Source organism: Morganella morganii (genome assembly GCF_019243775.1).
GTDB classification, from domain to species: domain Bacteria; phylum Pseudomonadota; class Gammaproteobacteria; order Enterobacterales; family Enterobacteriaceae; genus Morganella; species Morganella morganii.
The window spans coordinates 1,207,860-1,232,497 of sequence record NZ_CP069157.1 but is presented as its reverse complement, the minus strand read 5'-3'; the positions used below and the strand labels follow the sequence as shown (position 1 = coordinate 1,232,497).

The window sequence follows — 24,638 nt, the reverse complement described above, 5'->3', positions numbered from 1 at the left end:
GGCAAAAATTGATATTACAGCTATCGGACAGTGTAAATACAGCGGGCAGTTAACCCCTGAAGATATTGCCGGACAGCCCGGCGACGGTGAAATTCATCTTATTTACCGGACAGACACCACGGGAAGAGCCTATCCGGTAAAAATAACCAAAAATACAGAAAACACACTGACAAATTTGCGCCCCGTAATCTGATGGTTTAATATTTATCTGCATCACCCGGGTGCCGTCCGAAAAATAGTTATGCTGTAACCCCGACGGGAACGCCAGTTGCCATAACCGCATGATGGCCGAGTCCTGACAATATTTCCCTGTCAGAATGCCCTGCATTTTATTTACCGATTTTTCTTCTCTGAATAATTCCGGCGGCAGACCAGTAACCTGATAATTCAGGATAATCACGTTATCTTTCCGGGTGACTTCTGTCAGAACGGTGAAAGGATCAACCCGGTGCGGCAGCAGCTGACTCTCATTTTTAATGATCATCGCCTGAAGTGTGTCGTACTCTTCCGGTGATTTTGTCCCTGTCAAAAATACATATCAAATAACATTTTGGTGCTGATCCCGGCAGAGACCAGAATAATCATCGGTTTTATGACTTTCAGCCCGGAGCTCAGTACCACACCGGCCCCCAGCCGCGCCCCGATAGCTTGTCCGGCAAACATCAGTAATCCCAGCGACCACATCATTTTACCGCCTGCGATAAAAAAGATAACGGACGAGGTATTGGAGGCCAGGTTCAGGAAATTGGAGTGAATTTGTGCTTTATCTATCCGGTATCCTAACAGCAGCATATAACTGATGGTATAAAATGTCCCGGCACCGGCACCTAAGAATCCGTCATAAAACCCGACACCGCCGCCGCAGATAAATGAAAACAGGAAAAAAGAAACACGCTGTTTTTCTTTGGATTTAGTGATATCGGGTGCAAAAATAAAGTACAGCGTGACACTGATAATTAATCCCGGCAGTAATTTTTTCAGAAAAGTCGGATCAATAAACTGCACAAAAATCGTGCCGGATGCGGCACCGAAGAATGTCGCAATAAATACCCATTTATTATTCTTTAAATCAATCCGCCCCTGACGCAAGAAATAAATACCGGATGTTAATGAACTGCCCAGTGCCTGCATCTTATTTGTTGCCAGTGCGTTAGCAGGCGGTAACCCGGAAATCAGCAGTGCGGTAATCGACAGAAAACCACCACCGCCTGACACCACGTTGATAAATCCGGCGGCCACGGCGACAAAAAACATGACAATAAGAAATGTTATGCTCATGGAAAGACACTTTAAATGGCAGGGATATTCAGTATATAAAAAGCACGTATCCGAAAAAGTGATGCCGCCCCTGCTGCCGGATATTTGGTATAATAAAATGTCATCTTTCTGAACAGGATACTGGTATGTTGCGCTATGGTATTCGCATTACTCATATTTTCCGGCACGCCTTTCACTCGCGTCCGCGTTTTATTATCTCTCTGATGGTCGCGTTTGTGACTTTTTTTGCTCTGCTGCCCGTACAGAGTGCACTGATGTGCCTGATCCTCAGCTGGAATGCCTTCTCCTGGGTGTATTTGCTGTTTCTTTTTGAGCGGATCATTAATAAGAAAGTAAAAGATATCCGTAAACTGACTAAAATTGAGGATGAAAGCGCCCGCATGGTGATGTTTTTCCTGCTGGCCGGGTGTTGTGTCAGTTTACTGGTGCTCTTTTTTGCCCTCGGCGGGCACGGTAATCTGACAGGTAATGATAAAGCTTTCCAATATATTCTGACCGCATCCACATTAGTGTCTTCCTGGCTGTTATTACCGGCCGGATTTACCATGCACTATGCGCACCTTTATTACACCAACCCGCAACAGGAAAAACCGTGGTTATTATTTCCGGACAGACCGGCTGAACCCACTTACTCTGATTTTATGTATTTCTCATTTACGATTGCCGTCGCCTCACAGACTGCCGATGTCGAAATCGCATCCTCCCCGATGCGCCGCGCGGTATTAATGCAATCCGTCGTCTCTTTTGTTTTTAATATGGCGATACTGGGATTATGTATTAATATCTCCGCCGGTTTATTTTAAACGGAGTGGCGGATGGAAACATTACTGACACACTGGATTACAGAATACGGCTATTGGGCAACCTTTTTCGGTACCATGATCGAAGGGGAAACCGCTGCATTTTTGTCCGGCATTGCTGCACACCATCAGTTATTATCCTATCCGAAAGTGATGCTGGTGGCCGCACTGGGCGGAATTATCAGTGACAATGTTCTGTTTTTTACCGGTTATTTTGCCGGAAACCGGATCCTTCCCCGCATTCATAAACATGCGGATAAAATAGCCCGTCTGCAACGGATAATTCACCGCCGTGAAAGCCTGATTATTATCGGAATACGTTTCGCTTACGGATTAAGGACTATCGGCCCCGTTATTATCGGCGCCGCCGGTATTAATCCGCTGAAATTTTTTGTGCTGAATATTCTCGGCGGAGCACTATGGGGAAGCGTTATTGTCTCTGCGGGGTATTTTATCAGCGCGGCAATCCTTGCCCTGCCGCTGCATACTTACCTTGCCTGGTTCCTTATCCTCGCGGCGGTTGCCGGTCTGTTTGTGCTGATAAGAAAGCATAAATTCACGCTGTAAACTGCGGAACAAACCCGCCCGTCAGCCACTATTCCGGCTTGCGGGCGCTGAGCAGAAAGATCATCGGCCGTTCTTTTTCTTCATCCAGTGCCGGGTTGGCGGCAATCTGTGCCGCTGACGGTCCCCACTCATTCATGGCGGTGATTTCAAAACCGGCTGTAATCAGTGCATTTATCCAGGTGGATAATTTCCGGTGCTGCTTTTCCACACCGTCGGCAAACCAGTTGCTGATCCTGACGCCTTCCTGCTGATACTGATTGACCGGCCAGGCTTTATTACCTGCACTATCCGTACACCAGTTCTGAATGACGGGAGCTGTGTAGATCGGGTGTTCTGCGGAAAAAATCAGACTGCCGCCCGCGACCAGCGCCTGAAACAGCGTGGCAAACAGTGCCGGGATATCACGCAGATAATGCAGTGCCAGTGAGCTGTAAATCACATCACTTTGTGCCGCCGGTAATTGCAGTGTCTCGAGATCAGCACGCAGCCAGGTAATATCCGGATCCGTGGTCATCGATGCGGCTTTCGCCAGCATTTTCTCTGACAGATCAAAACCGGTCACCCGGGCAGCGCCCTGCTCTTTTGCCCAGCGGCAGAACCAGCCATACCCGCACCCCAGGTCGATCACTGACTTCCCGGCCAGTGACGGCAGCAATGTCTGCATGGCAGTCCACTCCGGCGCGCCGTCCAGTCCTTCTGCTGAGCGGGGCAGCGTGGCATAACCGGCAAAGAAATCAGGATTATCATAAATATTCTGAGACATAACTTACTCCTTAAATAACGAGCAAATTATATTCATAGTTTGCCGGTTTCCGCCACGATTCTGTTCTGCAGGCATAAAAAAACCTCACCAGAGTGAGGTTTTTAAAATCTGTTACTGACAGCGGTGATTACAGAGCAACCACGTTAGCTGCAGCCGGGCCTTTCATACCATTTTCGATGGTGAAAGAAACCTGCTGGCCTTCTGCCAGAGATTTGAAGCTGTCGCTCTGGATTGCAGAGAAGTGAACGAACACGTCTTTGCTGCCGTCAGCAGGAGTGATAAAGCCAAAACCTTTATCATCGTTAAACCATTTTACAGTACCGGTAATTGTTGCGGACATATGAATTTCCTTTAAATTGATTTTGTTGCCATAAGGCATATAAGCGGTTTGATTACGTTTTTACTTATGGGAACTATCAGAAGGAATTCGCTATGAAGTGGTATCTTGGATAACGCTTGACGGAGAACAACTTAAAATCGGACTGACATAAATAGGTCTGTACTTCCAAACCAATGCCAATATTAAGCCATATATTTTGTTATCCGGCAAGCTCTTTTTGATTCACCTCAAACTACCACACCGGCAAATGGTATCAGTTTGCCAGCCCCATATAGCCGTGGATCCCCATATAAAGCCCGACCAGCGCTATCAGCGCCGCCGAAAAGTACGGTGCTTTTTTGGCAATATCACCCAGCCCCTGCCAGCGGCGGCTGACCTGGCGCAACCCCACCGCGGTTACCACACCGACTGTGACCAGTGTCAGTGCCAACCCGATACTGAAACTGAGCACCATGGTTGCCCCCAGGGTAAAAGCTTTCAGCTGCAGACAGATAAGCAAAACAGTAATCGCAGCCGGACACGGAATTAACCCGCCGGTCAGGCCGAACAGTAACACCTGGCTGTTGGTGGCTTTGCCGCCGGTAAACCGGGTTTTGATTTCATGCGCATGTGCTCTGGCATGCGCATCCTGATATTCGTCATCATGGTGGTCATGGTGATCATGGTGATGCTCTGCATGATGGTGATGGTGATGATGATCGTGGTCATGTTCATGGCTGTGATGATGATCATGCTCATGATGATGGTCACTGTGTGTATGGCTTTCCTGCTGCATTTCTGTCAGCCAGTTTTTTTCACCGCGGTATGTCCGCATAAACATCCAGAACGCGGTTGCCAGAATAATCACCGCCGACACCATTTGTAACCACGGCTCTACGGCTTCCGGCGTGAACCGGGTACTGATATACATCCCCCCGAGGGCAATCAGCCAGACTATCAGAGTATGCGACAACGTCGCCGCCAGTCCCAGCATTACTGCCTGTCTGACCGTCCCTTTCACCGCAATAATAAAAGCCGCTATCATGGTTTTTGAGTGACCCGGCTCCAGGCCGTGCAGCGCACCCAGTGCAATCGCGCCGGGATAAAAAAACCAGGCATTTCCCTGCTGCAGTAAAGAGGCAAAATCGGTCATGACGTGTGATCCCTGTTTTCAGAATGAAGAAAGCGTGAATTGAGTATACTCCCCCCCAGTATAATTACACTACCTCTTTGTATCACGAAGATGCTACTATTTTGCCCGTCACTTTCTTTTCACCTTATTTCACGGGGTTGCCATGTCACATACCATCAGGGACAGACAGAAACTTCAGAACCGCGCCAGTAAAATTCAGGGGCAGGTCAACTCACTGAAAAAAATGCTCGATGAACCGCATGAGTGCTCCGCCGTACTGCAACAGATTGCGGCTATCCGGGGCGCGGTAAACGGATTAATGCGGGAAGTGATTAAAGGCCACCTGATTGAACACGTAGTTCATGAGGAAGATGAGGAAAAACGTCAGGGTGATCTGGATATTGTCCTGAAGGTGCTGGATTCTTATATTAAGTAAAGAAAAATTAAGCCGGTGTTGTAAAAATCTCCGACGCCGGTCCTGTAAGTGTTGAATATCCTTTTCTGATATAAAAATATTCCCCCTGTATATCTCAGAAACTCACTGAGCCCCCTTTTATTCAGCTCCTGCAACAGAGACTGAAAATAAAGAATGCTGTTAATAATCAGTTAATTTACAGCGTCTGAAATAATCTATGATAAAACGATATTTTCTTTTATTTCACTACTGAAAAGGCTGTTATGACTATAAAACGGATTAATCCGCCCTCACTGTTTAATTCCCTGCAATACGGTTTCAGTCAGGTCGTGGAAACAACCGGCACCCGGCAGTTATTTCTGTCAGGACAGGTCGGCGTTGATCATAATGAAGTGACAATCGCAGGCGGTATGCGGGAACAAGCCGCACAATCGGTGAACAATATTGCCCGTGCCCTCGCGGCAGCCGGCGGTTCTCTGTCTGATGTGGTTATGCTGCGGATTTATATCCGTGCCGGTGCGGATTCACACGATGAACAAATGGCAATTGCGGATGTGCTGAAAGAAAAATTTGCAGATAATGCCCCCGCCTCATCATGGATTATTGTCAGCGGATTATCGCTGCCCGAATGGCTGATTGAAATCGAAGCTCACGCCGTGCTGCCGTAACCGGAAGGCGCTGTACAGCGCCTGATTTGCATGATATTGATTACGTGAATATTAAAAAATAAAATAAAAATACTGAGAATGTCACCATGCAAGCCGCCACCCGTTCCACCATTGCACTGCTCGCTTCCTCATTCTTAATTACTATCGGACGGGGTGCCACTATCCCGTTTATGGCGATTTATCTCAGCCGTCAGTATGACATGGCGGTGGATCAGGTCGGGGTGGCACTGACGGTCGCACTGACAACCGGCGTGTTATTCAGCCTCGGCTTCGGCATCATTGCGGATAAATTTGATAAAAAACGCTACATGCTGATGGCAATTCTGGTTTATATCGCCGGATTTATCGCTATTCCGCTGACTCATAATATCGCGCTCGTCGTTGTCTTCTTTTCACTCATTAACTGCGCCTACTCCGTTTTTGCTACGGTGCTGAAAGCCTATTTCGCCGATACACTGCCACCGGCGCGCAAAACCAAAGTCTTTTCCCTGAACTATACCTTCGTCAATATGGGCTGGACTGTCGGGCCGCCGATTGGTACCGGCCTGCTGATGTACAGCGCGGATCTGCCGTTCTGGCTGGCGGCCTGCACCGCCTCATTCCCGATATTCTTTATTCAGCGTTTTGTCCGCAGCGTGCCGCCTTCTGCCTCCGGCAGCAACAGTACCACCTGGCAGCCTTCTGTCATGCTGCATGATAAAGCCCTGCTCTGGTTCACATTATCCGCCTTTCTGGGATCGCTGGTGTTTGGTTCGTTTTCCGCCTGTATTTCCCAGTATGTCCTGACGGTGGCAGATACCACACTGGCAGAAAAAGTGATTGGTGTGGTACTGCCGGTCAATGCTGCAGTAGTGGTTTCACTGCAATATATGGTCGGCCGCCGGATCAGCACAGACAATCTGCAAAAGCTGATGACACTCGGTACACTCTTTTTTATGGCCGGACTGGCCGGATTTATGATGTCAGGCAGCAACCTTGTGTTCTGGGGAATTGCCGCCTTTGTTTTTACCCTCGGTGAACTGATTTATGCGCCGGGTGAATATATGCTGATCGACAACATTGCGCCGGACGGCATGAAATCCAGCTACTTTTCCGCTCAATCCCTCGGCTGGCTCGGCGGTGCCTTTAACCCGCTGATGACCGGCGGTGTGCTGACCTATTTCCCGCCAAATACCCTGTGGCTGCTGCTGATTGGTGTTTCCGCCTGCGCCTGGCTGTGTATGATGCGCGGCCTGAAGATCAGCAGAAACAGGCTCATTCATCAGTGAATATTTGATTCACTTATCATTAATTAATAATACTTCATATTCCGATACGGTAATTTTCTGCTGCTGAGCTATCCTCCCTCTATTGTTTAGTTTTATTTAACATAGAGAGTGCTGTATGCCGCATCAGGCACTCTGACCAGCCCTGTTATTCATGTCAGAAAGGAGTTACCGCTATGTCTTATACTGAACCGGATTTGATGAGTCCGGCGGAAGAGCAATCTGTCATCCGTATCCTGAATGTGACTCTCGGGCTGGCGCTGCCCGGTTGTCTGCGGGTTGCGGCAGAGCTGAATATTGCCGACCATCTGGCTGACCGGCCGCTCTCTGTTACCGCACTGGCAGAACGCACCGGCTCGGATCCGGATAACCTGCGCCGCATTCTGCGGATGCTGGCACTGAACGGTATTTTCACCGGTACGGATGATGACAGTTACCGGCTCTCTCCTGATGCGGAGTTTCTCCGCCGTGATCACCCCTGCTCACAGCGGGATGCCGTTCTGACACTGACCGACAATACTTACTGGTCAACCATTGGGCGGCTTAATGAATCCGTTCGCGGTGAACTGAACTTTAAAAAGCTGTTCGGTAAAACCTTCTACGAATATCAGGCCACCAAACCCAACCGCAACGACAGCTATAATTTTCCGTCCGGGATGTCTGCCCTGTCAGAGATGGAAAACTATTTTGTCACCCGGGCTTATAACTTCCCGTCATCGTGCCATATTGCCGATATCGGCGGCGGCGAAGGCTCACTGCTGCTGCGGATTTTGCGCAGCGACCCGACACTGACCGCCACCCTGTTCGACAGCCCGCATGTGATATCAGACAAATACCTGTCTCAGCTGGGTGACGATTCCCGCTGGTCGCTGGACGGCGGTGACTTCTTTAAATCCGTGCCGCAGGCGGATATGTATCTGCTGAAAAAAGTCATTTTTAATCAGGATGATGCCAACGCCCTCGCTGTACTGAAAAACTGCTGCAAGGCCATGAAACCGGACAGTAAACTGCTGATCATCGAATCCGTTGTGCATCCGGAAACCAATCCGGCGGCGCATTATGGTATGGGTATTCTCTGTATGGCGATTCTGCCCGGCGGCAGTGAGCGGACTATTCCGGAGTTTGAGGCTCTGCTGGCTGAAGCAGGACTGAAAATAAACCGCCTTATCCCGACTGAATGCTATATCTCTGTGCTTGAAGTGGTTGCGGCCTGATCTTTGATCCGGCACAGTGCGTTCCCGGACGTACTGTGCCATTGTAAAAGTCCTTATGTCAGCTGCGGAGCAGGAAGCACCGGTGAGAATATTACTGATTTTGCCGTTTGACAGGACTTACCGCTACCGGAAAAGCGCGTTTTCCGTGGCGATCAGCTATGCCCCGCTGACCCTTATCACCCTCGCCGCCCTGGTTCCCCCGCATCTGAATGCCGAACTGACCCTTTGTGATGAAGGCGTTTCCCCGCCGGTCACTGCCGGGGATTTTGATCTGGTGGTGATCACCGCCACCGCCTCCTCTTCCCCCCGCGCCTATGCGCTGTGCCGCTACTGGCGCGAACGCGGGGCAAGAACCGCAATGGGCGGCGCACACGTCACACTGCAGCCGGATGAGGCGGCACAACACGCCGATACCGTCCTCATCGGTGCCGGTGAACTCATCTGGCCGCAATTTTTACAGGATATGGCTGACGGACATCCGCAACCGCGTTATCAGCACCGCCCAGAGCGCGGCTTTCTGCCGATGCCGGTGCCGCGCCGTGATCTGCTGCCGTCCCGCGCCTACATGAATATCGCCACTATTATTGCCGACCGTGGTTGTCCGCTTGCCTGTGAATTCTGTTCGGTGCAGCATCAGTGGGGACGCAAAGGCACAGCACGGCCAGCGGCAGATGTGATTAACGAGATAAAACAGAGCGGCAGACAGCGCTGGATATTCCTCGACCCTAATCTGTACGCCGACCGGCAGTACAGTCTGGAACTGTTCCGGGCACTGATCCCGCTGAAAATCCGCTGGTCGGGACTGGCGACACTCAATGTGACGGATGACGACGAGGTTTTCCGGGCGATGTGTGACAGCGGCTGCGAAGGCCTGCTTATCGGGCTGGAAAACCTCAGTCAGCAGACCATGACGGCCACCGGCAAGAATTGTAACCAGGTCAGCGAATACCGCCGTCAGATCCGGCGGCTGCGCGATAACCGGATTGCCGCACTCGGCTGTTTTGTGCTCGGGTTTGATGAAGACACCCCGGAGAGCATCCGCGATACGATACGGCAGATCCCGTCTCTCGGGCTGGATCTGGTACGTTTTTCTGTCCTCACCCCACTGCCGGGTACACGGCTGTGGCAGCGGATGGCGGAAAACGGCCGCTTAATCACACAGGACCTGAGCCTGTATGACAACGAACATGTGGTTTTTCAGCCGCAAAATATGTCACCGGAAACCCTGCAATCCTTACTGCACGAAGCCTGGCGGGAAACATACCGTCTGACGGCCATTCTGCGCCGGGTATTGCACCGTCCGGGCAGCCGTTTTATCCGCCTGGCGGCCAATCTCGGCTTCCGGCTGTACGCCCGCCGGTTACGCCATGAAAAAACCGGGCTGTTCAACCCGGCAATAGTGACGAATAACACAAGGAAAACAGACTGATGCGTCTTTTACTCAACAGTATTCTGCTGATTTTTTCGATGACTGCGGCAGCGTCCTGTTTATGGGGAGTGAGCCATCTCGCCTGGTATTATGCACTGCCTGCCCTGATCGGTTTTATGCTGATTAACAATATGCCGTTCGCTATTCTGCATGAAGCGGTACATGGTGTGGCCGCCCGCACTGCCGCCGGTAATCGCGCCATCGGGATTATTGCCGCGTGGGCGTTTCCGACTTCTTTTACCCTGCAGCGCCGTGCGCATCTGAATCACCATAAAAATAACCGGACAGATAAAGAGCTGTATGATTATTACCTGCCAAACCAGCCGCGCTGGCTGCGCAATATCTGGATGTACGGCGGCAATCTGCTCGGGTTGTACTATTTTTGCGTACTGCTCGGTAATCTTCTCTGGTTTATTGCGCCGCGCGTGTACCGTTCACGGGTGTTTGTCACCAAAATCGCCCCGGCGCTGGGGTTCGGGTCACAGGTGCCGGAACTGGCAAAACTGCCGCCGCTGACCATCTGGAGTGAACTGCTCGGTGCATTTCTCTGGCAGGCGCTGCTGTTTTGGGCGCTGGATTTAAGTGCGGCCGGTTATCTGCTCTGCCTGTGGGCTTTTGCGCTACACTGGTCGGCCCTGCAATATGCGGATCACGCCTGGAGCCGCCGCGATGTGATGAACGGCGCGTGGAACCTGAAAGTACTGCCGGTCTCCCGCTGGCTGGCGCTGAATTATCACTGCCATCTCGCGCACCACCAGCACCCGCAGGCACCGTGGTATGAACTGCCGTCACTGGTGGATGACCAGCCGCGTCCGACCTTCTGGCGTGTCTATTTCACCATGTGGCGCTATGGTGTGCGGCCTGCACCGCAGATGGGCGCAGCAGCGGATCTGGATTTTCTGTTTCCGCCGGAAAAATAAAAGGGATAGTGATTTCTGTCAGTCCGTGCAACGTCTGATAACGGGCAAAACGAAAAGTCGCTGTAAATACCTCCCTGTACGCTCAGGCGCGTCATCCATGACGCGCATGCTTTTCGTTCGCCTGCCCGTTACCTGACGACTTACATAATCCACTGATTTATTAAAATATTATTTCTTTCCGACTTCTGTCGCCGGTTTTACCGCACTTTTACGGCGGAACAGCACAATACCGGCCAGCAGACCAATTACCAGACCGCCCGCTCCGTACATCATGCCCTGTAAGGCATTACGGGTTTCATTCAGCAGCGGGTTATCCGTGAAATCGGTACCGATATGAATTGTGCGGATTTTCCAGGCGCCGTCTTCAAGCGCAACCGTCGCTGTCCAGCGGGTCGGAAAATCGTAGGTACGGCCGTCACTCAGCTGATATTTTTCCATCCCTTTACCGTAGGCGACACCCCAGGTTTTATCCGGGGATAACTCCGTCACCACATCAGCATTAAAACTGATATTCAGTTTTTTCAGGAACTTATCCGGCCCGAACCAGGATTCAAAATACGGTTTTATTGCTGCTTTGCCGGAGATAAACTCCTGGGTGATGGGCGTGGCACGCAGATTTTCACTCATCACCGGCAGCATTTTGTCATAATCACCGCTGTTGATAGCATTTTCCACGGTACCGATCACCTGCCGCAGTTCATCATGGATAGCGCCGTCCTCTTCTCCGGGCTGTGCATACACCGAAAAACTGAATATCATTAACGCACTGATAATTATCCTTTTCATCATTATTTCCTCATCATATATGAAACCGTTACCGCCAACAGCAGGCCGGTGACCACATCCGCCACATGGTGCTGATGAACCAGCAGCACAGACAGTACAATCAGCACCAGCCACAACAGAAACAACAGTGTCAGCCCGCGTCCGGTATGGCGGATAATGGCCAGCACCGCCGCGCACGACCAGGCCACATGCAGGGACGGCACCAGATTATGCGGATGATCCAGCGCAAACAGTGTCGTGTACATCGTCCGGTACAGCGGCGATTCCGGTACCTGGCGGACAAAACCGAGCTGTGCCGGAAACAGAAAAAAGATCACGCCGCCCAGTAATGTCATCACCATAAAGGTGAGTGCCAGTTGCCGGTGCTCCCGGCGCGGCAGAAACAAAACCGGCATCAGAATAATCAGGTAAAACGAGCAGTACACCCAGATAAAACCGGGCACAAACGGGATGTGAAGTTCAGCCGGAAACCACAGGCTATACAGGCTGTCGCGCCCGGCCGTATATGCATTCATCAGCGGGTAAACCGTGAAAAACACCACGCTGACCGGAATACACCACAGCAGATAACTGATCACCCGGCGGGAAAAAGAATCCGGATCGGTATTCATTCATCCCCCTTATTTTAAACCAAAACGCATCCGGTGTTTTTTATGCACCTCTTTGCGGAATAACAGGGTATAACGCCAGAAAGTTGCCATCCGCGATAAGGATTGCAGCGTCAGACGCAAATCAGAAAAACGGCGGATAATCGACGGCACACTGTTAAAACGGCTGCGTGCGGCATGGCACAATTCTGTCAGCGTTTCCGGGCTCATATTTGCAGGCTGAAAGGCGGCCTGATTAAAACGGTATTCCGGATGCAACCACCATTTGCCGTCAAACAACAGGCGGTTTTCCTGCGCCAGCTGCTGATACAGCGGTGTGTTCGGGTACGGCATCAGAATGTTATAGGCGGCGAACGCAAAGCGGTTTTTCAGGGCGAATGCCACGGTATCTTCCACGGTTTCTGCCGTATCGTGGTCATACCCCAGGGTAAACGCCGCCCAGGTCTGCAATCCGAAGTCCCGTAATACCGAAATTTCCTCACGATACTGTGAAAATGTCCGCATATTCGGCGATTTTCGCGCATCACGCAGACTGTCCGGGTTGATGGATTCAAATCCCATCACATTACCCCAGCAGCCGCTCTGCTGTAACAGCGACATCAGACGGCGGTTACGGGTCATATCCAGGCTTGCCTGGCTTATCCAGCGCACATTCAGCGGGATCAGCGCACTGCACAGCTCACTCAGCTCGCGGTGATCAGACGCGATATTGTCATCAACAAAAAAGATAAATTTCGGTTTCTGTGTTTCTATCTCCCGCACCACTTCATCGATCCGGCGGATATAGTGCTGCCGCCCGAAATAACGGCTGACCGCACAGAAACGGCAGGCGAAGCGACAGCCGCGGGTAAACTGCATCAGGCTGATCGGCAGATAGCCTTTTCCCCGGAAGATATCCCGGCGCGGCAGACAGCCGCACAGATTATGATCGACCTGGCCGACTCCGGCAGGAGCATCATAGCGCGGCTTCAGGCGGCCTTTCTCCGCATCACGGATCATCTCTGTCCAGCGGGTTTCCGCGTCACCGGTAAAAATACTGTCACAATGCTGCGCCACTTCCTCCGGCAGCAGTGTGGCGTGGATCCCGCCCATCACCACCCGCACATCACGGGCCCTGTATTCCGCCGCAATCTCATAAGCGCGGCGGGCGGTAAACGTTTCGACCGTAATAGCGACCAGATCCGCCGGTTCATCATAAGGAATGGCTTCCATCCGATCATCATACAGCACCACTTCCACATCCGGTGGCGTCAGACCTGCGAGAACACCGAGCATCAGCGGCTCCATCCGCCCCTCATCCACATACAGACTGTGCTCCTGACGGCCGATATTCGGTTTAATCAGTATCAGTTTCACTCTTTTTCTCCCGGGCGTTTTCCCTGCTTGCGGGCGATATCCCGGTGCGAGGCAATATTGTAAAGCCAGGCAACCAGCAGCGTGCGCCAGCCGCTCCGGCTGCCGGAACGGCACAGACGCCGGATAACGGACGCATAACGGTAAAAGCGGGTGCGGGCATAAAAACATCCGGCAGCCAGTTCTGCGGTGCTCATTCCGCCCGGCCGGAAAGCCGGTTCGCCGTAGCGGAAATCTGGGTCAAGCCACCAGGCCGGATAAATCAGCCGTCCTTCAGCCTCCAGCCGGGCATACAACGCCGTGCCGGGGGTCGGGATCAGCAGGTTAAAATTGGCAATCGCCAGTTTGTTACTCTCCGCAAACGCTAGTGTGCTGCGGATGGTCTCCGGCGTGTCTTCGTCATAGCCGAAAATAAAAGTGCCGTAGACACAGATACCACGCCGGTACAGCGCCGCCAGTACGGCAGCATAATCATCCGCCGTATGGCTGCGGGATTTTCCCATCCGCCTCAGCGTGGTTTCATTCAGGCTTTCAAAGCCGATCAGCACGAAGCAGCAGCCGGCGGCGGCCAGTTTATCCAGCATTTCCTCATTACGGGCGATATCGATACTTATCTGGCATCCCCAGCGGCGTTTCAGCGGTGTGAGCATCGCCAGCAACTCATTCAGCGCCCGCTTACCGGCAAAAAGATTGTCATCCACAAAAATCAGAAAGCGCTTTGCAGGCAGAGATAAAATTTCATCCCGCATCTCATCAACCGGCCGGGTACGCACACCTTCCGGATAAAATGCATGGATAGAGCAAAAATCACAGGCAAACCGGCAGCCGCGCGAGAACTGCACCAGCGACACCGGCGCGTAGCGTTTACCCTCAAAAATGGTGCGGTCAAGACGGTAACCGGCAAGCGGGCGGTCATGCGCGCCCCGGTAACGGGGTTTCAGCGCATTCTGTTCACAATCCGCCAGCATCTGTTCCCACGCCCCTTCCGCATCACCGAGCAGCACGCTGTCCGCATGCTGCAGTGCTTCATCCGGCATAAAAGTGACGTGGCAGCCGCCCATCACCACGGTTTTTCCCTGACGGCGGAACCGGTCAGCCAGCTGATAACTGCGCTGTGCCGTGAACGTTTCCACCGAAATGGCGATCAGATCCGCATCAGGCAGTGATTCCGGGATGTTATCCAGCCGGTCATCATAAAATGTGACCCGGTGCCCAGGCGACAGGGCAGCCAGGATACCGATCGCCAATGGTGTCATAGCATCTTTCGTGCGGTAATCCCCCATGTTCGGGTAGATCAGCACGATATTCACAGCAGCGCTATCTCCGGCCAGACAATGCGGCCGTCCCACTGTGGTGCGGCAGTCAGATCGACGCCGTAAATCCGGGTGCGGTAAACGGATGCCCCGGTGCGTTTAATCACATCATTAGTGCAGATATGCCCCGGCGGCAGCCCGACGGTCATAACCGGGGTGGTGCAGTGCAACAGCGCTTCCTCAATCAGATCAGGCAGTTTGGTATCATCGGTACAGGCCAGGAATGACAGGAAACTCTGCGGAACCACTTCCCCCGCCGCCGGCATCTGCGGCCGCCGGGTCATTCCGGCAAAAGCGTTGTAAAGCGGGCGCAGCATTTTCATTCTGCCGGAGTAACCGGCCACAATAACCTGTTTGAAAGCACGCTGATCCCAGAGCATACCGCAGGCCACCAGTTGCCCGTTCTGATAACTGCCGAGCACCGTAATACCGGTTTGCTGCATCGCTTTCAGGTTCAGCGCCGGTGCCAGCTGACGGGAAGCGGATTCCTGTGCAAAGAAACGGATGACATCGGTGTAATCCTCCGGCGGCACCACTTTCCACAATCCTCTGTCTTTGCCTCTGCTTTTGCTGATCGCCAGCGTGCTCATGCTGCTCAGAAAACGGTAGAGCGGCAGTCCTTCCACGCCCCGCTCCAGCAGGCGCCGGGCCAGTAAATTATTCTCCGCAATACTGGTATAACAGTGATCCGGTGTCGGCAGCTGGCGCAGATAAGAAAATCCGGCCTGTAACACTTTCAGGTGATTACGGTATTTCGGCACAATACGCAGACTGCCGAGATAACCCATCCGCGCTTCTTCGCCGTTAACCCAGCCGCTCTGTATGCTCAGCTGGCACATGCCGACCAGGGTATCACCGTCTCTTGCCAGTGCCGGATAGACTTCACCGAAATCATCCCTCGGAGAAAAATAACCGGGCCGCCGGGTCATCACCAGCTCCCAGTCCCCCTGCATGGCATTATCTTCAAGGAGCCTGAGTAAATCCGCGATATGCTCCGTTGTCGCGTCAATAACCTCTATCATTTAACCTCTGCTAATTTACCCTGCCAATTCTCATCACCGAGCGGATAGCCGTTGCGGCAGCTGATTTCACGGTGATGCAGCCAGTTAATCGGGAAATAGTTACGAAACATAAAGAAATCGCCCCGGTTACGCCAGCTGCGCTGAAGAATCGAGCGTGAACTGTAAAATGCCTTCCTTGCTGAGAGGCACCCCTGCGTTACTGCCTCCGGAGACAGCTGTGCCGGACTGAACGGCAGTTCGTTGTAACGGTAATGATCATCGAGCCACCAGTGCTCAAAGCGCAGGCGGTTTTCCTGCGCCAGCCGCGCATAAAGCGGCGTTCCCGGAAACGGCGTCATATGGTTGAATGCCGCGATATACATACTCTGTTCGCGGGCGTAAGCCACCGCCTCGCCGAATGAGTCCGGGGTATCATGGTCATAGCCGAACACAAATGTGCCGTAAACGGCGATATGATGGCGGCGCAGGTTAGCCAGTGCCTGACTGTAGCCGCCTTTCATGGTGTTAAAACCTTTTTTCATCTGCCGCAGATTGGCTTCATTCAGGGATTCAAAGCCAATCAGCACGCCCCGGCAACCAGCCTGTGACAGCGCGCGGACAAATTCCTCATCATGTGCGGCATCAATACTCATCTGGGTCACCCAGCGGATCCCGGCTTTCGCCAGTGCCGGCAGAAACTCGCGGCTTTCCCGCAGGCTGCCCGCGAAATTATCATCCACAAAGAAAAACAGATTTTTTGTGCCTTTGAGACCCGCCAGTTCCCTCAGCACATGATCCGGATCGCGCCGCCGGTAACGCTGCTGATAGAACGACTGCACCGCACAGAATTCACAGTGGAAACGGCAGCCGCGCCCGGTTTCCACCAGCCCTATCGGCAGATAACGTTTTCCCGCGAACAGGCTGCGATCAACACGGATACTGCGCAGATCAGTCTGTGTTCCGTGATATTCCCGCTGCAGTGTGCCGTGGCGTAAATCATCAATCATGGTTTCCCAGACTGATTCCGCCTCTCCGGTGATAATGACATCCGCAAAGCGTTTCACTTCCTCCGGCATCAGCGTGGCGTGAAACCCGCCCATCAGCACCGGCACACCGCGCTTTCTGTACTCACTGGCTATCTGATAGGCCCGCTTCGCGGTATAGGTTTCAACTGAAATTGAGATCAGATCTGCCGGTTCATCAAACGGGATCAGCTCCAGACGATCGTCGTAAAACCGTGTTTCAATATCCACCGGTGTCAGCCCTTTCAGTGCCGCGACCGGCAGAGGCTCCATCTGCCAGGATCGCAGATAGGTTTCGCCGCGCCGGTGGCCGATCGCCGGATGAATAAATGTCAGCCGCATCAGTGGCTGCCCGACTTCGCCGGACGGTGTTCAACCGGCCAGTCACAGGTGTAATACTGATGCAGGTGATGCGCATAGAAGCGGTAACCCAGGTTTGCCGTCAGCGCCAGCGGTTTAAAGTTACGCGCCTGCCACAGCCGCTTCGCGATGCTGCGGTAACGGTACACTTTTTTCCAGGCGCGTTCGTGACCCAGTTCCAGCTCATGCGCACTCATCAGCGCCGGGCGGAATACCACATGTTGCGCGTCATACAGCGACCAGTCCGTGGTTAAAATCCGCTGTTCTTCCTCAAGGCGCTTAAACAGCGACGTGCCCGGGAACGGTGTCAGCACTGAGAAACGTGGTAAATCAATCCCGGCATCGATAGCCAGATCCACCGTACGGTCAAACACATCAGTGGTGTCGTGATCCAGACCGAATACAAAACATCCCTGAATCGCAATTCCCAGCCGGTGCAGGTCACCAATCAATTCTTTATAATCCACCGAGCCGTTAAATTTCTTCCCGGCATCTTTCAGGCTGCCGTCACTGACCGTTTCCAGCCCCAGCAGCAGCCCTTTGCAGCCGCTGCGGGCCATCAGCTCCATCAGTTCGTGGTTATGAGCTATCAGCACGGTGGATAAACCGAACCACTGAATATTCAGCGGGATCAGTGCGGTAAACAGCCGTTTGGCATAACCAATATCCGACACCAGGTTCAGATCAACAAATATTACTTTCCGTTTACCGGTACGCGCCACATAACGGTGGATATCTTCAACCACCCACTCCACCGGATGCTGAAACTGCTTACGCCCCCAGGCACTCGGTGCAACACAGAACTCACAGTTGTGAGCACAGGAGCGTGTCGCTTCAAAAACCCCCTGGGTGAGAAAATGCTTTGCATCAAACCGTTCGCGTTCCGGAAACGGCAAGTCCGGGATATCAAGCGTGAAATCCGCGCCCTGACGGTATTCACGCTGCATATTACCCGCCATAAAATCACGGATAAGCTGCGGCCAGCTCTGCTCGGAATAGCCGGTGCAGACCGTATCGGCGTGCTGCAGCGCCTCCTGCGGCAGCAGTGTGACATGCGGCCCGCCGAGCACGACGGGGATATTTTTCGCCCGCATCTGTGCCGCCAGTTCATAGGCGCGCGGCGCATTCCCCGTGATCACCGTCATCGCCACCAGATCTGCCGTGAAATCCTCCGGCAGTTCCTCAATACTTTCATCAATCAGGCGGATATTAACCGGCAGGGATTTCGGCACCAGTGCGGAAAGGGTGGTCAGCGTCAGCGGCTGATAACGCAGCGAGCGTTTGAAAATCCCGCCCCGTTTGCGGTACAGCGGCCCTTTCGGTGAAAGCAGCACCAGATCCAGCGGCCGCTGCGGCGTATAAACAGTCTGTGTCATCACGGAAACTCCCTGATCTCAAACATGGCACGCCAGTCAGACGAGGTCAGCAATGCCGGGATTTTAATCTCCCCCAGCCGCTTTCCCCGTTGAAGCTGCCGGTGAAAATAGTGCTCCGCCGGCTGATGCAGGCGGAGGAATGTCAGCGGTTTAAGCTGTCCGATACGGCGGGCGTAGTGATACTGCGGATTGGTGCACAGATACTGCTCAGTTTCCTCACAATATGCCTGTGCCTGTGTCTCAGTGCAGGTATCGCTGAGCAGCAGCACATAGCCCTGCTCATCCGCTGCCAGTACAGCAAAATTCTGCGATGGCGGTAAACCGGCACAAACGAACGACTCGGTCAGTTTTTCTCCGACCAAATCACTGCATATACCCTCACGCCCGCAAAAACGCAGCTGCGGCAGCCCTTCCGGCGTGTGGCCGGTACACAGAACCAGATCATCGGTCTGATAGCGGTACAGCCCGCTATTCGTGGTGACAATCACACTGTATGTTTCACCGGACAGCAATTCATCCGCCAAATATATCTGCCCGTTATCCCGGCGGAATTCATAGAAATTACTGTCTGCACTCAGTTGCGGGTCACCGCAGTCAGACGGAACGGTGATCACCGCCTCGGTGGAGAGCAGCCCTTTGCCCTGAAGTGTCACGCCGGGAAAGCGCGTCATCAGCGCCTGTGCCGGTGAGGCGGACGCAGCCTGATCCCAGCAGCTGATCAGCGCCAGCTGCGGCCATAACAGCGCGGTATTCTGTTCCCGCAGATAACGCCGGTAACGTACCAGCGCCGCCGGGTCAGCACTCAGCGAATGTCCGGCAATTTCCCCGCCGTCGCGCAGCAGTGCAGAAATCTCAGCCTGCCGGGTATCAAGAGCCGTGAGCAGCGGAAATAAAAACACCGGGCTCCAGACGGAGATCAGACGTAAATCCGGGCATTGCAGCAGATAAATCAGGGTCAGCAACTGCCAGTCTGCCGCATCCTCAACCTGCGCCAGTGTCAGCGGCACAGCCGATAATTCACTGAATGCCGCCAGATTATCCGCCCCCAGATAGAGCGCATCACCACCACCGACAGTAATACCGCAGGGCGTTTTTGTCATCCGCGTCACTGCCGGGCTGAGCGCCCAGTAAACATGACCGGAGGTCAGATCAAAACGGCGGGTCACATCCCGCAGCCAGCCGGTGACAGCAAGACGGAAATCGGTTAACCCGGCAGAAGTATAAGGCAGCAGTTTGCCGCCGCTGTGACTGCCGCCGGTCAGCTCAAATGCCGTGACCGGTGCACTGCACAGCAGATTTTCTTCCCCGGCCGTCATGCGGGTGATAAAGGAGCTGAGGTCAGAATAGGTTGTCAGAGGGACGTTCTGCTGATAGTCCGCCACTGATTTTACAGCGGAAAAATGATACCGCTGCCCGTATTCACACGCCGCATTTGCGGCCAGACAGGCGGATAACCAGCGGAACTGTCTTTCGCGCAGAGAGCCCAGCGGCGCAACAGATGGCATCCCGGCACGGAAATGCTGCCAGGCATTATCCATAGCAGAACTCAACATCGGGTTCTTCAAACAGTGACTGATAACGTTTAGCCACATTATCAGGAGAGACTTCACACAGGCAGACCAGTTCATGGCCGCAGACATAGTGCGGGTTTTTGTGCAGGAAAAATGCAACATCCGGTTTGCTGCGCTGCGCGTCAGTGACCGTTGCCATTGTGCGGTTCAGATAGCCAAACGCCGACGGGCATTCCACCACGCCGCGGGCCGGGTTATAGAGTGAGCCGAATTTATCTTTCGCCAGTTCCGCCGCCAGCCGTGCCAGTTCCGGTTCTTTGACATTACCGTTCCAGTGCGGATAAAAGGTCTGCGCCAGCGTGCTCATATACCGGTAAGTGCGCACGCCCTTCACCAGCAGGAACCAGAACACCCGTTCGCCGGGATATTCACTGCGCAAAAGCGCAATACGCCGCAGCCAGGCACCGTGCAGCGTCTGCTGCTTCCAGTGGGCGGGATGCACAATTGTGTCGCCGGAATAGACAATCCGGTGTCCGCGGAACGGATAAAACTGCAGGGTACTGAACCCGGCCATTTCATCCCCTGACATCAGAAACAGAACTTCCTGTTTATGATCGAGATCTGATAAAAACTGCGTACCGTCGCTGCCGGTATAATACATAAAATAGAGTGAGGCCATTTCCTGACGCTGCGCCTGTGTCAGGGTTTTTACAGGCTGAAAAAATGCGCGATACGACATTCCGCCGTCTCCTCCGGTAGATTTACCCGCACTGCCGCTTTTCCTTAAGTGGAATGCCTATCTTAGCGACCTTCATTTCAGAAACAATCAGCGATGCCTGAATCTTTGTTTAATATCATGAAAAAACATTGCATAAGCCGTTTCAGCGCCGGTGAAGAGCCCGGAGTCCGTCGGAAAAACAGCGGTTACACCAGATACCTCACCTGACAGTAAGGCTCCGGCAACAATGACTCAGCCTTCCGGACAACCGGCAATCCGTGTCAAAATCTGCCGCGCCAGGTTATCCGAATCGTTCAGTTCACCGGTAACCGCAACGCTGGACGATGGCCGGGCAGTAACCATTCCCGGTATTTATTTCCAGCGCAATATCGGCCTGAGTTTTAACGACAGAACCGGTATTCTGCACGGTACACCAACAGAATACGGTGAGTTTCCGGTGCGGGTGGTATGGGAGCTGGCACCGAAAAAACGGTTTTCCTCCGACATACACTTTGCTGTTGATCCCGGTTCACACAGCACCAGCACTACTCCCGCCCCAGCCGGTTTTCCTCCGCAATAGTCAGCTGCCGCCCCTGCCAGCATATGTGCGGGGGCATTTCCGGCAGTGCATTATTTTTTTATCATAATTATTTCTGAGCTGCCGTTATGGCAGTAAATCACCTCAAAAGTGAGGCACTGTCGCCACCCTCCCGCTTTCAGTCCTCTTATGACTCAGTCCGTAACAGGTAAACCGCCCTTCTGCGGCAGATTTTGCATCCAGTTTCCGGATAAAAAAAGGAAATAGCCGGTGATGTCTGCCTCCTGACAACGATTTCGTCCAGATAAACGGCAGCGTTTCCGGGATAAATAACCGCCCGGCACCCGCAGTCTGAGAACGGCGTAACCCTTTTACATGTTCACGGATGTAACTGACCGGTAACGTTTTTTCCGGCACAGGTAAGATCCCGCTTAACCGGATATACGGGTAAAAAGCAGCTAACCGTACAGAGAGCCCCAATTCCGCCAGAGAAGGGTAATCCCCGGCCAGCAACCGCAGACGGTTCCCCGGTGTCTGCGGCTTGCGGCAGTAATCCGGAAATGCGACAGCAACAGCACTGCTGTTTTCACCGGTTTTATTCTCTGCCAGTATCAGGTGAAGCTGCCGCCAGATTTGCTGGCGGAGAAATACTGCCGATATCAGTGCATCCGGCAAAATCGTGATTGTCTGATAAAATCGCATCCGCTTACCCTCCACCACCGAAAACACCGCCGCGAATTAACACTGCCACGACATAATTTTCTTCATGTTCAGCGAGTTTTTTTTCCGCTGACCCATTTTTCAAAGAGTGTATAAAAATCCTGCCCTGACCCCGGCGGACGAAATACTGCCCCCAGATGTGTGACCGCGCCATAGGGATCGGCCGCGATAACGCCCGCCCCTGCGGTTAAATCAGAAAAGGCCGGATACCAGGTATCCACTGAGCGCAAAGCATTGCCGATTTTTTGTGAATGCATTCCCGCAGTGCCGTCAATATGGCAGAGTATCCGGCTGCTCCCCCCTTTTCTTTTATTCATCACAAATTCACAACTAGGATAAATTTCCTGCCCTTTTCCGGTTATCACTCTGGCTGAAACAGCCAGTAATAATGCACCATCATCGCAACTCAGTGCTGCGGCAATATGTCTCCCCAGGTCGCCGGCTATATTATCCGTCTGCTCAAAATGACGAAGGCTGTACTTTCGTGCATCAAATATCCACTGCTGTTTTTTTTTCCGCGCTGAGATTATCCACAACCACCTCAATATGCTCTGCGCCAACCAGGTTCCGCCACAAAAAACGTCCGCAGGCAATATTATGTGCATATCGCCGCGCAGGCTCACGGCAATGCTCTCTTTCCAGATAATCCGTTATTACCGCCTGATAGCGCTGACGGAATATTTCATTATTACAGGCAGCAGGATATTTCAGCCCACCGGTAATTTTCAGTGAGAAGCTAAATATGATTACATTTTGTTCAGCTTCCAGCATGCAGTAATCCATAGACTGAATATTGGGATCATTAATGTTCTGTCCGGATATTTTTTCATTTCCCCTCCCGTTTTTCCGGCGGAAAGCAAATGTTCCCCGGACAGTTCTCGTCTGTATTGTCAGCGGAGTAACCCGTGAATCCGGATGCTGTGATGTTCCGGAAAAAATACCGTCAGAGGGGATCAGTTTTTTTGAAAATGATAAAACAGACGGTATATTCCTGAATCCGGTCATTTTCTCTTTTCCGTTAATCGTGTTTTCCCTGCTGACACAGATAAAGGTTCTCGTCAGGTAAATAGTGATAACGCCACAACATATCCGAAGGATCCCGCAATTTATCCACCGGCCGGAATTCCCCTAAGGTAATAACACTTTCCGCAAAACGGTGGGGTATACCTTCTGCCCTGGCATTTTTCGCTATTCCCGGCGGGGAAAGTCCCTGATATCCGGTGACGACCGGGATCAGCACCGAACCGGGAGCAGTGGTATATTTCAGTAATGCCTCCATTGCATCCATTCCGCTGTTCATTGCATTGACCATGACATCCCGCCGCTCCAGTAATGCATATCCCGAAGCAATACATTGCCGCAATTCACACCATCGCGGTTTACTGTCGGGAAAAGAGCCGGTCTCTTGTTTACCGGAATCTGTAATATCCCCGCCGGCAATTTTCAGCATTTTTATTGTTTCAGATACCACAGTGAGGAATTCCTTATTTTTATCTTGTATATTCCCGCCGCAAATAAGCAGTGAAACATTGAGATGACAATACACTTCCTCAACCAGTGATGGGTTTCTGCCTTTTTTATCCGGCGGTTTACGCCTGTTTAATGCGGAATATATTACTCCGCCGGGTTCGGCATACAGTTGTAAATGGCAGTGGTGACAGATAATACCGGTGTGATTAAACCTGACGGACGGAAACCCTTTTTTCCTCACTTTTCGCTCAAGCGCATGAATAAATCCCAGCCAGGCAGTAACTGCCGGAAAACCGGCTATCAGTGCACCGGATAACGCATTGGCATTCCGGATAAGAATATTTTTCAGCAGCAGATAATTAATGGACATTGTAACGACCTCCGGTAGTGACGGCTCCCGGCGGGACAGATAATAATAAACAGGCTTTCCCTTTATTCTGCATATTAAGTGCAGAAATATTTTGTGGTTTAGACCCGCCGATATGAATGACAACAAGATGCCCCGGGAATATACCGGATTTACCAAGCCGGCGGTATAACTCAAATAATAACCCCGACGGAGTCAGTACTGACAGTAAATGATAACCCGCATTGCATTCTTTATCCGGCACAGGGAAAAAAACCTGCTTTATCTTAGAGTTTGTTACTGGTATTTTATCCTCGGAGAATATCTGTAAAAAACCGGCACGCAGCTCCCGGTAATTTTCACTGCCCAGAATTTTCTTTGCCGTTTCACTTTCCTCACACAAATGTGTCAGTAATGTTTTTCCATCCTGCATTTTCAGCATCAGAAACGTATATATTTCCAGTGCAGCAGCATTACCCTCAGCATCCTGCGGAACAACCACATTACCGGATCGCAGAAAGCCATCATTTTTCTTTTTAACCTCCGCCAGTATCGCTCCCGCTTTGCCATAGCGATTCCTGCGGGCACAGGGATGTGTAAAAGCAAACGGATGTGTCGTCAATGACAGTTGTTCCGCGCGTCCTGCCGCATCAGACAGCCATTGCAGACGCGAAAACTCAGGAATTTTTTTTTGACTCCTGATATTTTGTAAAAAATGCAGTAATTTCCGGGTCCGACATAGAATA

General features: G+C 52.3%; 26 protein-coding genes and 1 pseudogene. 9 read left to right on the top strand and 18 right to left on the bottom strand.

Annotated features, from left to right (window positions below; genetic code table 11):
• Positions 1 to 49: 49 nt before the first annotated feature.
• Both JL661_RS05825 and JL661_RS05820 read right to left on the bottom strand, forming a co-directional pair.
• Entirely contained in the window at positions 50 to 529 is a 480-nt protein-coding gene (locus tag JL661_RS05825; protein WP_004238013.1) for a hypothetical protein, read from the bottom strand.
• Entirely contained in the window at positions 526 to 1,278 is a 753-nt protein-coding gene (locus JL661_RS05820) for a TSUP family transporter (protein WP_015422839.1), read from the bottom strand. The genes JL661_RS05825 and JL661_RS05820 overlap by 4 nt, the downstream gene beginning before the upstream one ends.
• 125 nt (positions 1,279 to 1,403) lie before the next feature.
• On the opposite strand from JL661_RS05820, the gene JL661_RS05815 reads away from it, so the two are divergent.
• Both JL661_RS05815 and JL661_RS05810 read left to right on the top strand, forming a co-directional pair.
• Positions 1,404 to 2,081 carry a DUF1345 domain-containing protein gene (locus JL661_RS05815; RefSeq protein ID WP_004238011.1) on the top strand — a complete coding sequence of 226 codons (678 nt, stop codon included), beginning with the start codon at positions 1,404 to 1,406 and terminating at the stop codon, positions 2,079 to 2,081.
• Between the two features lie 12 nt (positions 2,082 to 2,093).
• Positions 2,094 to 2,645 carry a DedA family protein gene (locus JL661_RS05810; RefSeq protein ID WP_004238010.1) on the top strand — a complete coding sequence of 184 codons (552 nt, stop codon included), beginning with the start codon at positions 2,094 to 2,096 and terminating at the stop codon, positions 2,643 to 2,645.
• A gap of 28 nt (positions 2,646 to 2,673) precedes the next feature.
• On the opposite strand, the gene JL661_RS05805 is transcribed toward JL661_RS05810, so the two are convergent.
• From JL661_RS05805 to JL661_RS05795, 3 genes are all read right to left on the bottom strand, one after another.
• The gene (locus JL661_RS05805; protein ID WP_004238009.1) at positions 2,674 to 3,408 is read right to left on the bottom strand and encodes a class I SAM-dependent methyltransferase; all 735 of its coding nucleotides are present in this window, start codon (positions 3,406 to 3,408) and stop codon (positions 2,674 to 2,676) included.
• A 127-nt stretch (positions 3,409 to 3,535) separates the two neighbouring features.
• Positions 3,536 to 3,748 carry a transcription antiterminator/RNA stability regulator CspE gene (cspE, locus tag JL661_RS05800; RefSeq protein ID WP_004240684.1) on the bottom strand — a complete coding sequence of 71 codons (213 nt, stop codon included), beginning with the start codon at positions 3,746 to 3,748 and terminating at the stop codon, positions 3,536 to 3,538.
• Positions 3,749 to 4,001: 253 nt separating this feature from the next.
• On the bottom strand, positions 4,002 to 4,880 hold the full coding sequence (locus JL661_RS05795) for a nickel/cobalt efflux transporter (protein WP_218481031.1): 879 nt from the start codon (positions 4,878 to 4,880) through the stop codon (positions 4,002 to 4,004).
• A 142-nt stretch (positions 4,881 to 5,022) separates the two neighbouring features.
• Here JL661_RS05795 and rcnR point away from each other — a divergent pair, with 142 nt between their 5' ends.
• The 6 genes from rcnR (at position 5,023) to JL661_RS05765 (ending at position 10,770) form a co-directional block, all read left to right on the top strand.
• A complete protein-coding gene (gene rcnR / locus JL661_RS05790; protein WP_004238006.1) occupies positions 5,023 to 5,295 on the top strand; it encodes a Ni(II)/Co(II)-binding transcriptional repressor RcnR in 273 nt (90 codons plus the stop codon).
• Between the two features lie 242 nt (positions 5,296 to 5,537).
• Positions 5,538 to 5,942, top strand: coding sequence for a RidA family protein (locus tag JL661_RS05785; RefSeq protein WP_004238005.1), 405 nt, complete (start codon positions 5,538 to 5,540; stop codon positions 5,940 to 5,942).
• A gap of 86 nt (positions 5,943 to 6,028) precedes the next feature.
• A complete protein-coding gene (gene ydeE / locus JL661_RS05780; RefSeq protein WP_004238004.1) occupies positions 6,029 to 7,210 on the top strand; it encodes an efflux MFS transporter YdeE in 1,182 nt (393 codons plus the stop codon).
• Positions 7,211 to 7,383: 173 nt separating this feature from the next.
• On the top strand, positions 7,384 to 8,421 hold the full coding sequence (locus JL661_RS05775; RefSeq protein ID WP_062772967.1) for a methyltransferase: 1,038 nt from the start codon (positions 7,384 to 7,386) through the stop codon (positions 8,419 to 8,421).
• A gap of 82 nt (positions 8,422 to 8,503) precedes the next feature.
• Positions 8,504 to 9,850: a B12-binding domain-containing radical SAM protein gene (locus JL661_RS05770; RefSeq protein ID WP_225310060.1), complete on the top strand. Its 1,347-nt coding sequence runs from the start codon at positions 8,504 to 8,506 to the stop codon at positions 9,848 to 9,850.
• Positions 9,850 to 10,770, top strand: coding sequence for a fatty acid desaturase family protein (locus JL661_RS05765; RefSeq protein WP_062772964.1), 921 nt, complete (start codon positions 9,850 to 9,852; stop codon positions 10,768 to 10,770). Before JL661_RS05770 ends, JL661_RS05765 begins: the two co-directional genes overlap by 1 nt.
• Positions 10,771 to 10,938: 168 nt before the next feature.
• Here the strand turns inward: JL661_RS05765 and JL661_RS05760 are convergent, their stop codons facing one another.
• Genes JL661_RS05760 through JL661_RS05720 form a run of 9 tightly spaced genes read right to left on the bottom strand, consistent with a single transcriptional unit; the run spans position 10,939 to position 20,839 of the window.
• Entirely contained in the window at positions 10,939 to 11,559 is a 621-nt protein-coding gene (locus JL661_RS05760; RefSeq protein WP_225310059.1) for a YybH family protein, read from the bottom strand.
• Positions 11,559 to 12,167 carry a phosphatase PAP2 family protein gene (locus tag JL661_RS05755; protein WP_036418598.1) on the bottom strand — a complete coding sequence of 203 codons (609 nt, stop codon included), beginning with the start codon at positions 12,165 to 12,167 and terminating at the stop codon, positions 11,559 to 11,561. Before JL661_RS05755 ends, JL661_RS05760 begins: the two co-directional genes overlap by 1 nt.
• Positions 12,168 to 12,176: 9 nt before the next feature.
• Positions 12,177 to 13,520: a B12-binding domain-containing radical SAM protein gene (locus JL661_RS05750; protein WP_036418596.1), complete on the bottom strand. Its 1,344-nt coding sequence runs from the start codon at positions 13,518 to 13,520 to the stop codon at positions 12,177 to 12,179.
• Positions 13,517 to 14,827: a B12-binding domain-containing radical SAM protein gene (locus tag JL661_RS05745; protein ID WP_046025111.1), complete on the bottom strand. Its 1,311-nt coding sequence runs from the start codon at positions 14,825 to 14,827 to the stop codon at positions 13,517 to 13,519. The genes JL661_RS05750 and JL661_RS05745 overlap by 4 nt, the downstream gene beginning before the upstream one ends.
• The gene (locus tag JL661_RS05740; RefSeq protein WP_004904268.1) at positions 14,824 to 15,852 is read right to left on the bottom strand and encodes a GNAT family protein; all 1,029 of its coding nucleotides are present in this window, start codon (positions 15,850 to 15,852) and stop codon (positions 14,824 to 14,826) included. The genes JL661_RS05745 and JL661_RS05740 overlap by 4 nt, the downstream gene beginning before the upstream one ends.
• Positions 15,849 to 17,195: a B12-binding domain-containing radical SAM protein gene (locus tag JL661_RS05735; protein WP_036418592.1), complete on the bottom strand. Its 1,347-nt coding sequence runs from the start codon at positions 17,193 to 17,195 to the stop codon at positions 15,849 to 15,851. The genes JL661_RS05740 and JL661_RS05735 overlap by 4 nt, the downstream gene beginning before the upstream one ends.
• Entirely contained in the window at positions 17,195 to 18,589 is a 1,395-nt protein-coding gene (locus JL661_RS05730; RefSeq protein ID WP_004904265.1) for a B12-binding domain-containing radical SAM protein, read from the bottom strand. Before JL661_RS05730 ends, JL661_RS05735 begins: the two co-directional genes overlap by 1 nt.
• Positions 18,589 to 20,142: a GH3 family acyl-acid amido synthetase gene (locus tag JL661_RS05725; protein ID WP_225310058.1), complete on the bottom strand. Its 1,554-nt coding sequence runs from the start codon at positions 20,140 to 20,142 to the stop codon at positions 18,589 to 18,591. The genes JL661_RS05730 and JL661_RS05725 overlap by 1 nt, the downstream gene beginning before the upstream one ends.
• Positions 20,120 to 20,839, bottom strand: coding sequence for a hypothetical protein (locus JL661_RS05720; protein WP_004240699.1), 720 nt, complete (start codon positions 20,837 to 20,839; stop codon positions 20,120 to 20,122). Before JL661_RS05720 ends, JL661_RS05725 begins: the two co-directional genes overlap by 23 nt.
• 226 nt (positions 20,840 to 21,065) lie before the next feature.
• On the opposite strand from JL661_RS05720, the gene JL661_RS05715 reads away from it, so the two are divergent.
• Positions 21,066 to 21,398, top strand: coding sequence for a hypothetical protein (locus JL661_RS05715; RefSeq protein WP_225310057.1), 333 nt, complete (start codon positions 21,066 to 21,068; stop codon positions 21,396 to 21,398).
• Between the two features lie 102 nt (positions 21,399 to 21,500).
• Here the strand turns inward: JL661_RS05715 and cas6f are convergent, their stop codons facing one another.
• The 4 genes and pseudogenes from cas6f to JL661_RS05695 form a co-directional block, all read right to left on the bottom strand.
• Positions 21,501 to 22,058 carry a type I-F CRISPR-associated endoribonuclease Cas6/Csy4 gene (gene cas6f, locus JL661_RS05710; protein WP_032099201.1) on the bottom strand — a complete coding sequence of 186 codons (558 nt, stop codon included), beginning with the start codon at positions 22,056 to 22,058 and terminating at the stop codon, positions 21,501 to 21,503.
• Between the two features lie 68 nt (positions 22,059 to 22,126).
• Positions 22,127 to 23,081, bottom strand: a pseudogene (gene csy3, locus JL661_RS18725) (type I-F CRISPR-associated protein Csy3).
• 13 nt (positions 23,082 to 23,094) lie between these two features.
• Positions 23,095 to 23,916: a type I-F CRISPR-associated protein Csy2 gene (locus tag JL661_RS05700; protein ID WP_062772958.1), complete on the bottom strand. Its 822-nt coding sequence runs from the start codon at positions 23,914 to 23,916 to the stop codon at positions 23,095 to 23,097.
• Entirely contained in the window at positions 23,906 to 24,514 is a 609-nt protein-coding gene (locus tag JL661_RS05695) for a type I-F CRISPR-associated protein Csy1 (protein WP_247718681.1), read from the bottom strand. The genes JL661_RS05700 and JL661_RS05695 overlap by 11 nt, the downstream gene beginning before the upstream one ends.
• Positions 24,515 to 24,638: the final 124 nt, after the last annotated feature.